Source organism: Pseudomonas sp. LAP_36, assembly GCF_019456785.1.
GTDB lineage: Bacteria > Pseudomonadota > Gammaproteobacteria > Pseudomonadales > Pseudomonadaceae > Aquipseudomonas > Aquipseudomonas tritici.
Map to the genome: position 1 here is coordinate 22,672 of NZ_JAHZMS010000009.1, position 12,000 is coordinate 34,671.

Here is a 12,000-nt window from a genome sequence, read left to right on the forward strand (position 1 = left end):
TCGAGAGAATTGAATCAATGCCGCACATTTTGATCGTCGAAGACGAAACCATTATCCGCTCTGCCTTGCGTCGCCTGCTTGAACGAAATCAGTACCAGGTCAGCGAAGCCGGCTCGGTGCAGGAAGCCCAGGAGCGATTCAGCATTCCCACGTTCGACCTGATTGTCAGTGACCTGCGCCTGCCTGGCGCACCTGGCACCGAGTTGATCAAGCTCGGCCAAGGCACCCCGGTGCTGATCATGACCAGCTACGCCAGCCTGCGTTCGGCGGTGGACTCCATGAAGATGGGCGCGGTGGACTACATCGCCAAGCCGTTCGACCATGACGAAATGCTTCAGGCGGTGGCGCGTATCTTGCGCGACCGTCAGTCGGTCAGCAGCGCGCCTGCCGAACAGCGTCCCGCCGGCAAAGCTGCCGACAAGCCAGGGGTTGATAACAGCAATGGCGAAATCGGCATCATCGGTTCGTGCCCGCCCATGCAGGATCTGTACAGCAAGATCCGCAAAGTCGCGCCGACTGACTCCAATGTATTGATCCAAGGCGAATCAGGCACCGGTAAAGAACTGGTGGCCCGCGCCCTGCACAATCTGTCCAAGCGTGCCAAGGCGCCGATGATTTCGGTGAACTGCGCGGCGATCCCCGAATCCCTGATCGAGTCCGAACTGTTCGGTCACGAGAAAGGCGCGTTCACCGGCGCCAGCGCCGGGCGTGCGGGCCTGGTGGAAGCGGCGGACGGTGGCACCTTGTTCCTCGATGAAATCGGCGAACTGCCATTGGAAGCCCAGGCGCGTTTGCTGCGCGTGCTACAGGAAGGTGAGATTCGCCGTGTTGGTTCGGTGCAATCGCAAAAGGTCGACGTGCGCCTGATTGCGGCCACCCACCGTGACCTGAAAAGCCTGGCCAAGATCGGCCAGTTCCGTGAAGACCTGTATTACCGCCTGCACGTGATCGCCCTCAAGCTGCCGGCCCTGCGTGAACGCGGCGCCGACGTCAACGAGATCGCCAGCGCGTTCCTGCTGCGCCAGAGCGCACGCATCAACCGTACCGACCTGAAGTTTGCGCCGGATGCCGAGCAGGCGATTCGGCATTACTCGTGGCCGGGTAACGTGCGGGAACTGGAAAATGCGGTCGAGCGCGCGGTTATTCTGTCGGAAAGCCCGGAAATTTCCGCTGAGCTGCTGGGCATCGATATCGAGCTGAGCGACTTGGAAGACGACGATTTCATCGGCCTGGCCCCGCAACAGGGCGGCGGTAGCAATACCAGCCATGAGCCGACGGAAGATTTGTCACTGGAAGATTACTTCCAGCATTTTGTCCTCGAGCATCAGGACCATATGACCGAGACCGAGCTGGCACGCAAACTGGGCGTGAGCCGCAAGTGCCTGTGGGAACGCCGCCAGCGCCTGGGCATTCCACGGCGCAAGACCGGTGTGGCCAGCGAGAGTTGAGGGTGCGCCCCCACAGGTAACACCCTCAGATGTGAAAAAACTGTTACCGCGGATATTTCCCGTAACAAAAGCCGGGGCTTACGGTAACGAAGCCCCGGCTTTTTTTGGTCCGTCAAAAGCCCGAAACCACCTCAACCCCCCGGTTTTGCTAGGCGGCGCAAAAGTTGGCACGCACCCTGCTATATGCTTAGTACAAAAACAATAACAAGCTTAGTACAAGACAATAAAAATAAGACGAATCGACTCACGCATAACAAAAACAACACGGCGGAGGCGCAGCTAACTGATTCTTTTGGAGAGGCGTTGCATTTGGGGCTTGCCCCGCAACCAGGCCGAGAACAACAAAAACTGCCCTAAGGCAGAGCCTGAACTGGTTGGATCGTAGATCAGCAACACAGCGACCAAAGCAATCCGTTTGCTCTTGACTCCCGATTGGGAGTGTCATGAAGGTGAAGCTTCATGGCGAGGGCGATCAACAAAAACAAGAAGCCCGCAACCAATAATAAAAATAGAGCACGCAACTACTTCTGGGGGAGCTTCGGCTCCCCTTGTAGTTTCTGCGAATTGGCCTTCCAGCAACCTCTTGAAGCTTTTGGCTTGGGGCTTGCAGCTTGTTCCTACACCATCCCCTGACTAAATGCTAGAATCCCGGCCCATCATGCGGTCATTCTTCGTTATGGCCGAACATTCCTTCAAACAGTGCATCCCATGCTGAAGAAGTTGTTCCAGTCATTCCGTTCTCCCTTGCGTCGTACGCAACACATTCGCAGCACGCCTGAAGTGCTTAACAGCAATCAGCATTCATTGCAGCGCGCTCAATTCAGCCGTTATGCAGTGAACATCGTCGAACGTTTGCAGAACGCCGGCTACCAGGCTTATCTGGTGGGTGGCTGCGTACGTGACATGCTGCTCAATATCACGCCGAAAGACTTCGACGTCGCCACCAGCGCCACGCCTGAGCAAGTGCGTGCCGAATTCCGCAACGCGCGGATCATCGGCCGGCGCTTCAAGCTGGTGCATATCCACTTCGGTCGCGAAATCATCGAAGTGGCGACGTTCCGTGCAGGCCACCCGCAAAACGATGAAGAGGAAGACACCAATCAATCTTCCCGCAACGAAAGCGGGCGCATCTTGCGCGACAACGTCTATGGCACCCTGGAAGAAGACGCGCAGCGCCGCGACTTCACCATCAACGCCTTGTATTACGACCCGGTCAGCGAGCGCATCCTCGATTACGCCAATGGCGTACACGATATTCGCAATAACCTGATCCGCCTGATCGGCGACCCGGTGCAACGCTACCAGGAAGACCCGGTGCGCATGCTGCGGGCCGTGCGTTTCGCCGCCAAGCTGAACTTCGGCATCGAGAAACACACCGCCGCGCCGATTCGCGAACTGGCACCGATGCTGCGGGAGATTCCCTCGGCACGCCTGTTCGAGGAAGTGCTCAAGCTGTTCCTCTCGGGCTACGCCGCCGACACCTTTGAAATGCTGGTGGACCTGCAGTTGTTCGACCCATTGTTCCCGGCCAGCGCCGAGGCTTTGGAACACAACCCGACGTACACCCACACCTTGATCAGCGAAGCGCTGATCAACACCGACCTGCGTATCAAACAGAACAAGCCGGTCACACCGGCGTTCCTGTTTGCCGCCTTGCTGTGGCCAGCCCTGCCAAAACGCGTACTGCGCCTGCAGGACCGTGGCATGCCGCCGATTCCAGCCATGCAGGAAGCCGCGCATGAGTTGATCGTCGAGCAGTGCCAACGCATCGCCATCCCCAAACGCTTCACCCTGCCGATCCGCGAGATCTGGGACATGCAGGAGCGCCTGCCACGTCGCAGCGGCAAACGCGCCGATCTGTTGCTGGATAACCCGCGCTTCCGCGCCGGCTACGACTTCCTGCTGCTGCGCGAAAGCGCCGGCGAGCAGACCGACGGCCTGGGCGAATGGTGGACCGACTACCAGGACGCCAATGACAGCGAGCGCCGCGACATGATTCGTGACCTCGGCAGCAAAGGCGATGGCGAAGGCGCTGGCCCTAAGAAGCGTCGCCGCAGCAGTACCAAACGCAAGCGCAGTTCGGCTGACGCCTCGGGCGCTGCGGGCGAATAAACGTGGAACGTATCTACATCGGCATGGGCAGCAATCTGGCTGCCCCGGATCAGCAATTGCGCAGCGCTATCGAAGCGCTGGCACAATTGCCAGGCACCACCGTTGCTGGCGTCTCCGCCTTTTATCAAAGTGACTCCCTGCTCCCAGGCCAACCGCGCTACACCAATGCCGTTGCTGCCTTGGACAGCAGCCTTGCGCCCCTCGAACTGCTGGATGCGCTGCAAGCCATCGAGAACGATCAAGGCCGCGAACGCCGTGAGCGTTGGGGCCCGCGCACGCTCGACCTGGACATCCTGCTGTTTGGCGATCGCCTGATCGACGAGCCGCGCCTCAAGGTGCCGCACTATCAAATGCACCTGCGGGCGTTTGTGCTGTATCCACTGGCCGAACTCGCGCCCGCCGAATTGCAGTTACCCAACGGCCAGACGCTCAGCGACTTGCTGGCAGCCTGCCCGTTTGTCGGCCTGGAACGCCTGCCCCAAGACTGACGCGGTCAATGTGGGAGCTGGCTTGCCTGCGATAGCATCACCTCGGTTTCACTGAAAGAACGAGGCGTCTGCATCGCAGGCAAGCCAGCTCCCACATTTTGATCTCATGTAGCTTGAAAACGTCTCTCCACTTGCTGAATCGCGTCAGTAACAGCGGTAACACAGCCATCGTAACAATGCGGTAACACATCCAATTGACTTCCCGTGCCCTCCTCACGACTATAGGCGTCCCGCTGCCGCCAACCCGGCGCTAAAGGGCGCAATCCAGGCCTTATAAGCACTGCTCTCAAGACAGTGCGCCTGAATAAACGAAGACTCACGCGCGTTACTCGCTGTTTCCAAGCGCCTGAACGAGGACCCTTTTCATGCCAGACATTACCCTGACCACCTTGCAGAGCCTCAAGCTCAAGGGTGAAAAAATCACCATGCTGACCTGCTATGACGCCACATTCGCCCACGCCAGCTGCCAGGCCGGGGTTGAAGTGTTGCTGGTGGGCGACTCCCTGGGCATGGTTCTTCAAGGGAATGACAGCACCCTGCCCGTCACCACCGATGAATTGGCGTACCACACGGCCAGCGTCAAGCGCGGCAACGACGGCGCGTTTATCATCGCCGACCTGCCGTTCATGGGTTACGCGACGCTCGAACAGACTTTCCAGAATGCCGGCAAGTTGATGCAAGCCGGTGCGCACATGATCAAAGTTGAAGGTGCGGTGTGGCTTGCCGAATCGATCCGCCTACTGGCAGAGCGTGGTGTGCCGGTGTGCGCACACATGGGCCTGACCCCACAGTCGGTGAACCTCCTCGGCGGTTACAAGGTACAGGGCCGCAATGAGGCGCAGGCACGGCAGATGCGTGCCGATGCAATCGCCCTGGAACAAGCAGGCGCGGCAATGATCCTGCTCGAGTGCGTGCCGAGCGAACTGGCCGCCGAAATCACCCAGGCCGTCAAAGTGCCAGTCATCGGTATCGGCGCGGGCTCCGCAACCGATGGCCAGGTGCTGGTGTTACACGACATGCTCGGCCTGTCGATCACCGGCCGCGTGCCGAAATTCGTTAAGAATTTCATGATTGGCCAGGCCAGTATCCACGACGCGTTGAGCGCCTATGTTGCTGAAGTCAAAGGCGTGACGTTCCCTGGCGCCGAACACGGATTCTCTGCATGAACACCGTAAAAACCGTACGCGAATTGCGTGCTGCCGTGACTCACGCACGCAGCGCCGGCAAGCGCATAGGCTTCGTGCCGACCATGGGCAACTTGCACAGCGGTCACGCCACCCTGGTGACCAAGGCAGCCCAGCAGGCGGACTTCGTGGTCGCCAGCATCTTCGTCAACCCGCTGCAATTCGGCGCCGGTGAAGACCTGGACAAATACCCGCGCACCTTGGCTGCCGACCAGGAAAAGCTGCTGCAAGCTGGCTGCAATCTATTGTTCGCACCTACCGTCGAAGAAATGTACCCCGGCGGCATGACCGGCCAAACTCGCGTCAGCGTGCCGCAACTGTCCGAAGGCCTGTGCGGCGCCAGCCGCCCGGGGCATTTCGAAGGTGTAGCGACGGTGGTCAGCAAACTGTTCAACATGGTCCAGCCGGATATGGCCGTATTTGGCCAGAAGGATTACCAGCAACTCGCCGTAATCCGCGCCATGGTCCATGACCTGAACATGCCGATCCAGATCGTCGGCGAACCCACCGTGCGCGCCGACGACGGCCTTGCGCTGTCGTCACGCAATGGCTACCTCACCGACGAGCAACGCGCTATTGCGCCGGTGCTGTATCGCTGCCTCAGCCAGATCGCTGCTGCGATCAAAGCCGGTGACCACGACTTCGCGACGTTGCGCGCCGAACAGGTCCAGCACATCGAAACCGCCGGGTTGCGCCTGGACTACCTCGAAGTACGCCAAGGTGTGCATCTGCGCCCGGCCACTGCCGAGGATCGGGATATCGTCATTCTGGTGGCCGCCTACCTGGGCGCCACTCGCCTCATCGACAACCTGCATCTGACCCTCGACTGACCCCTTGCAGTTGCCCTTCTCCCTGCGTCAATAAAAAGTGCCGGTGCAAAAAAGTACCGGCATAAGCGCAGACAAAGCCAAGACATATCGACACGCTAGGTTTAATGTAATCGACCTGCGCTATGGTTAGCGCTGTCCCGAACCCATTCCTTGATGAAAGACTGGACGTTCCGGGCTCAGAAGTGTCCTAAAGGCAGTCCCCGTAATAAAAGGAAACCCGCAGCGATGGCGTACTACCGCACTCCTCATGACGTTACCGCTCTGCCCGCCTGGCAAGCGCTCAATCAACACCGCCAAGCCATGCAGGATTTCAGCATGCGCGAAGCGTTCAATGCCGATCCTCAGCGTTTTTCCCAGTTCACCTTGAGCAGCTGCGGACTTTTCCTCGATTACTCGAAAAACCTGATCACCAGCGAAACCCGCGACCTGCTGGTGTCCCTGGCGAAGGAAGTGAATCTCAAAGGCGCGATCGATGCGCTGTACGCGGGCGAGCCAGTCAATTCCTCCGAAGGCCGCCCTGCCCTGCACACCGCCCTGCGCCGCCCAGTGGGTGACAAGCTGTCGGTCAACGGCGTGAACATCATGCCGGACGTGCACAAGGTGCTGAACCAGATCACTGACCTGGTCGGCCGCATCCACGACGGTTTGTGGCGTGGCTACACCGAGAAGCCGATCACCGACGTCGTGAACATCGGTATCGGTGGCTCGTTCCTCGGCCCGGAGCTGGTTTCCGAGGCGCTGTTGTCTTATGCCCATAAAGGCGTGCGCTGCCATTACCTGGCAAACATCGACGGCAGCGAGTTCCATGAGCTGACCATGAAGCTGCGCGCCGAGACCACCCTGTTTATCGTCTCGTCGAAATCCTTCAACACCCTGGAAACCCTGAAAAACGCCCAGGCCGCCCGCGCCTGGTACCTGGCCCAGGGTGGCTCGGAAGCCGAGCTGTATCGCCACTTCATCGCCGTGTCGAGCAACAATGCGGCTGCCGTGGCTTTCGGCATCCGCGAAGAAAATATCTTCCCGATGTGGGACTGGGTCGGCGGCCGTTACTCGCTGTGGTCGGCCATCGGTTTGCCCATTGCCCTGGCCATCGGCATGTCCAACTTCAAGGAACTGCTGTCCGGTGCCTACACCATGGACCAGCATTTCCAGAACGCGCCATTCGAAGCCAACATGCCGGTGCTGCTGGGCTTGCTGGGCGTGTGGTACGGCAACTTCTGGGGTGCGCAGAGCCATGCGATCCTGCCGTACGACCACTACCTGCGTAACATCACCAAGCACTTGCAACAGTTGGACATGGAATCCAACGGCAAGAGCGTGCGCCAGGACGGCACCCCCGTGTCTACCGATACCGGCCCGGTGATCTGGGGCGGCGTGGGCTGCAACGGTCAGCATGCTTACCACCAGTTGCTGCACCAAGGGACCCAACTGATCCCGGCCGACTTCATCGTGCCGATCGTCAGCTTCAACCCGGTGTCCGACCACCATCAGTGGTTGTATGCCAACTGCTTGTCCCAGAGCCAGGCGCTGATGCTCGGCAAGACCCGCAGCGAAGCCGAAGCCGAGTTGCGCGACAAGGGCATCTCGGAAGAAGAAGTGCAGAAGCTTGCCCCGCACAAGGTGATCCCGGGCAACCGTCCGAGCAACACCCTTGTGGTCGAGCGTATCAGCCCGCGCCGCTTGGGCGCGCTGGTTGCCATGTATGAGCACAAAGTGTTCGTGCAGAGCGTGATCTGGGGTATCAACGCCTTCGACCAATGGGGTGTGGAACTTGGCAAAGAGCTGGGCAAGGGCGTCTACAACCGCCTGACCGGTGCCGAGGAAACCCTGGCTGACGATGCGTCGACCCAGGGCCTGATCAACTACTTCCGTGGTCGTCACCGCGGCTGATTCAGGTATTGCAGGGCCAACGTCCGTTTGGAGGTTGGCCTTGAACCCTCCTCCTGCTGGGTGCATCTTTATGACTTGTGGCTAAAACAAGAATAAGGATCGCTCATGTTCGATATCAGCACGTTCCCCACCGCCGATGCCGTCCGCCGGGCTGCGCAACTCAGTCAAGAGGACTATCAGCGCCTCTATCGCCAATCCATCGATCAACCGGACACGTTCTGGGCTGAACAGGCCAAAGGCTTTCTCGACTGGATAACCCCTTGGCACACCGTTCAACGCTCAGACATCAAAACCGGTGCTGCGCAATGGTTTGCCGGCGGCCAGTTGAACGTCAGCTACAACTGCATCGACCGCCACCTGGCGCAACGCGCCGATCAGCCGGCCTTCATCTGGGAAGGCGATGATCCGACAAAATCTTCCAAAATCACGTACCGCCAACTGCACCAGAACGTCAGCCGCCTGGCCAATGTGCTGAGAAGCCGCGGCGTGAAGAAAGGCGACCGGGTGTGCATCTACATGCCGATGATCCCGGAAGCAGCCTACGCCATGCTCGCCTGCACGCGGATTGGCGCGGTGCATTCCGTGGTGTTTGGTGGTTTCTCGCCGGACGCCCTGCGCGACCGTATTCTCGACGCAGACTGCCGCACCGTGATCACCGCTGACGAAGGCGTGCGCGGCGGTAAGCCAGTGGCGCTAAAACAGAATGTCGACAAAGCCCTGGCCAACTGCCCGAACGTCAGTACGGTGCTGGTGGTGGAACGCACGGGTGCGACCGTTAACTGGATCGAAGGCCGCGACCTCAAGTATCAACAGGCTCTGGATGCCGCAAGCGGCGACTGCCCGCCCGAGCCGATGGACGCCGAAGACCCGCTGTTCATCCTTTACACCTCCGGCAGCACCGGTAAACCCAAGGGCGTTCTGCACACCACGGGTGGTTACCTGCTGCAAGCGGCGATGACCTTCAAATACGTGCTCGACTACCGCGATGGCGAGGTGTTCTGGTGCACCGCCGATGTGGGCTGGGTCACCGGCCACAGTTACATCGTGTACGGCCCGCTGGCCAATGGCGCGACCTCGCTGATGTTCGAAGGCGTGCCAAGCTACCCGGACAGCTCGCGCTTCTGGCAGGTGATCGACAAGCACAAGGTCAACATCTTCTACACCGCGCCCACTGCCTTGCGCGCGCTGATGCGCGAAGGGCACGGCCCGCTGGAAAACACGTCCCGCGCCAGCCTGCGCTTACTGGGCAGCGTCGGCGAACCGATCAACCCGGAAGCCTGGGACTGGTACTTCAACGCGGTGGGCGAACAGCGCTGCCCGATTGTGGATACCTGGTGGCAGACCGAAACCGGCGGCATCATGCTCAGCCCCTTGGTCAGCGCCCAGCGGATCAAACCCGGCTGTGCGACCCAGCCGATGTTCGGTGTACAACCCGTATTGCTTGACGAGCACGGCAAGGAATTCAGCGGCGCCGGCAGCGGTGTGCTGGCGATCAAAGCCAGCTGGCCCGGGCAGATCCGCAGTGTGTACGGCGATCCGCAGCGCATGATCGACACCTATTTCAACCCCTACCCCGGTTATTACTTCACCGGCGACGGCGCGCGGCGCGATGAAGACGGCGATTACTGGATCACCGGGCGTATCGATGACGTGATCAACGTGTCTGGCCACCGCATCGGCACCGCCGAGGTGGAGAGCGCGCTGGTCCTGCATGACCTGGTGGCCGAAGCCGCCGTGGTGGGTTACCCCCACGACGTCAAAGGCCAGGGCATTTATGCGTTTGTCACGCCCATGAACGGCGTGGAACCCGACGATGCGCTGAAAAAGCACCTGCTGGATTTGGTCAGCAAGGAAATCGGCAGCTTTGCCAAGCCCGAACTGATCCAATGGGCACCGGCCTTGCCGAAAACCCGTTCCGGCAAGATCATGCGCAGGATTTTGCGCAAGATCGCCTGCAACGAACTCGACAGCCTCGGTGATACCTCGACCCTGGCCGACCCGAGCGTCGTAGAGGGTTTGATCGACAAACGCCTGAACCGATAGGAAGCCCCGAGTCGCCATGGAATTTATCCGCAGCCGTATCGAAAACCAGCTGATGAGCCTGACCGGCTTGTCGCTGGGCCAGTTGGACCTGGAAAACCCCAAGGGCGACCCCGGTCTGTTCGGGCCCGACTCGGTGAGTTGGCACGTACATGGCGATTTCAGCAGCATGCTTATCGGCGGCATCAGTGCCTTGATGTTGCAAGCTTTGCACCCACTGGCCCTGGCGGGCGTGTGGGACCATTCTAATTTTCGCCAGGACATGCTCGGGCGGTTGCGGCGTACCTCGCAGTTCATCTCGGGCACCACCTTTGGCTCGCGAAAAGATGCCGAATGGCTGATCGAGAAAGTCCGCACCATTCACCTGCAGGTGGTCGGCCATGCGCCGGACGGGCGACCTTATGCGGCCAGCGACCCGGAGCTGCTGACTTGGGTGCATGTCGCGGAGGTCAGTAACTTCTTGGCCGCCCACCTTCGCTACCGCAACCCGCACCTTTCAGGTCGAGACCAGGACCGTTACTACAGTGAAATTGCCTTGGTGGCCGAGCGTCTGGGCGCGCAGGATGTTCCGCATTCCCGGCAGGAAGTGTCGGATTATCTGGCACGCATCCGTCCGCAGTTGCTGTGCGATGACCGCAGCCGGGAAGTGTTGCGCCTGCTGCTGAATGCGCCCTCCCCCAGTACGCTTGCCAAGCCCTTTGGCGCCTTGATGATGCGGGCCGGGATCGACCTGCTGCCAGACTGGGCCAGCGCCATGCTCGGTCAGCACCAGAGTCCGCTGCAACGCCAAATGATCCGTGCCGGGGTCAAACGCAGTGCGCCGATGCTGCGTTGGGCGATGCGCAATGGTTCGGTGCAACGGGCCCATCGGCGGATGGGGTTGATGTAGGCGACGGCGCATAACTGTTAAACTTCGCGCCCTCATTTCCCCAGCAAGGCGCGCTCCATGTCTTCCTTGAATCAGGCGCTGCGCGCCGCCCTCGATCATCGCCAAGACCTGATCAGCGAACTGCACGCCCAAGACACCGACTGCTACCGGCTGTTCCACGGCAGCCAGGAAGGCGCCGGCGGCCTGACCATCGACCGCTACGGCCCTCAGCTGCTGGTGCAGAGCTTTCACCAATCCCTGGAAACGGCAGACCTGCTGGACCTGCATCAACAGATCAACCAGTACTTGGGCCTGGAATTGCTACTGGTCTACAACGACCGCTCCCGTGGCAATTCGCGCATTGACCGCGAAGACACGGTGTATCGTGCCGAACCTGCTGCACTGGAAGACCTGGTGGGTCACGAGTGGGGGCTCAATTACCGCGTACGCGGGCGGCATGCCGGGCAGGATCCGCTGCTGTTCCTCGACCTGCGCAACACCCGGGGCTGGGTCAAGGAACACAGTGCCGGTAAAAGCGTGCTGAACCTGTTCGCCTACACCTGCGGCGTCGGCCTGAGCGCGGCCGCCGGTGGTGCCCGCGAGGTGTGTAACCTGGACTTCGCCGAGGGCAACCTCGCAGTCGGGCGCGAAAATGGCCTGCTGAACCCACAATTGCCGACCATGCAATTCGTGCAATCCGACTACTTCCCGGCGATCCGCCAACTGGCGGGCCTGCCGATCACCCAGCGTCGCGGGCAGAAACTGCCGAGCTATCCGCGCCTGGAGCAACGTCAATACGACTTGGTATTGCTGGACCCTCCCGCCTGGGCCAAGAGCGCGTTCGGCACCGTCGACCTGCTGCGCGACTATCAAAGCCTGCTCAAACCCGCGTTGCTTGCCACCGCTGACAACGGCGTGCTGATCTGCTGCAACAACCTGGCAAAGGTCAGCATGGAGGATTGGCGCGAACAGGTGCTGCGTTGTGCGGAAAAGGCCGGGCGCCCGGTGCGTGACTGGACAATCATGACGCCCGGTGCGGACTTTCCCTCACAGGATCAACAGCCACCGCTGAAAACCCTGATACTCCAACTGTAAGACGTTTCCCAAAGGCCCTGCGCTTCGGAACCGAAAACCCGTGCC

General features: G+C 60.3%; 9 protein-coding genes. All 9 read left to right on the plus strand.

All coding sequences use genetic code 11. The features are described from left to right. The first annotated feature begins 17 nt into the window (after positions 1-17). Entirely contained in the window at positions 18-1,448 is a 1,431-nt protein-coding gene (locus JBO08_RS23595) for a sigma-54 dependent transcriptional regulator (protein WP_065875683.1), read from the plus strand. 708 nt (positions 1,449-2,156) lie between these two features. Next, positions 2,157-3,560 (plus strand): polynucleotide adenylyltransferase PcnB, encoded by a 1,404-nt coding sequence (locus JBO08_RS23600; RefSeq protein WP_065875682.1) that lies wholly within the window; start codon positions 2,157-2,159, stop codon positions 3,558-3,560. A 2-nt stretch (positions 3,561-3,562) separates the two neighbouring features. Then, positions 3,563-4,048, plus strand: a complete 486-nt coding sequence (gene folK / locus JBO08_RS23605; protein ID WP_065875681.1) for a 2-amino-4-hydroxy-6-hydroxymethyldihydropteridine diphosphokinase — start codon at positions 3,563-3,565, stop codon at positions 4,046-4,048. Between the two features lie 365 nt (positions 4,049-4,413). Continuing rightward, positions 4,414-5,214 carry a 3-methyl-2-oxobutanoate hydroxymethyltransferase gene (gene panB, locus JBO08_RS23610; protein ID WP_049711503.1) on the plus strand — a complete coding sequence of 267 codons (801 nt, stop codon included), beginning with the start codon at positions 4,414-4,416 and terminating at the stop codon, positions 5,212-5,214. Beyond that, positions 5,211-6,062, plus strand: coding sequence for a pantoate--beta-alanine ligase (panC, locus tag JBO08_RS23615; RefSeq protein ID WP_065881639.1), 852 nt, complete (start codon positions 5,211-5,213; stop codon positions 6,060-6,062). The genes panB and panC overlap by 4 nt, the downstream gene beginning before the upstream one ends. Before the next feature lie 225 nt (positions 6,063-6,287). After that, the gene (gene pgi / locus JBO08_RS23620; RefSeq protein ID WP_065875678.1) at positions 6,288-7,952 is read left to right on the plus strand and encodes a glucose-6-phosphate isomerase; all 1,665 of its coding nucleotides are present in this window, start codon (positions 6,288-6,290) and stop codon (positions 7,950-7,952) included. Positions 7,953-8,057: 105 nt separating this feature from the next. Then, positions 8,058-9,995 carry an acetate--CoA ligase gene (acs, locus tag JBO08_RS23625; RefSeq protein WP_220075008.1) on the plus strand — a complete coding sequence of 646 codons (1,938 nt, stop codon included), beginning with the start codon at positions 8,058-8,060 and terminating at the stop codon, positions 9,993-9,995. Between the two features lie 16 nt (positions 9,996-10,011). Then, positions 10,012-10,881 carry an oxygenase MpaB family protein gene (locus JBO08_RS23630; RefSeq protein ID WP_065875676.1) on the plus strand — a complete coding sequence of 290 codons (870 nt, stop codon included), beginning with the start codon at positions 10,012-10,014 and terminating at the stop codon, positions 10,879-10,881. Positions 10,882-10,938: 57 nt separating this feature from the next. Beyond that, positions 10,939-11,955 (plus strand): class I SAM-dependent rRNA methyltransferase, encoded by a 1,017-nt coding sequence (locus JBO08_RS23635; RefSeq protein ID WP_065875675.1) that lies wholly within the window; start codon positions 10,939-10,941, stop codon positions 11,953-11,955. Positions 11,956-12,000 lie beyond the last annotated feature (45 nt).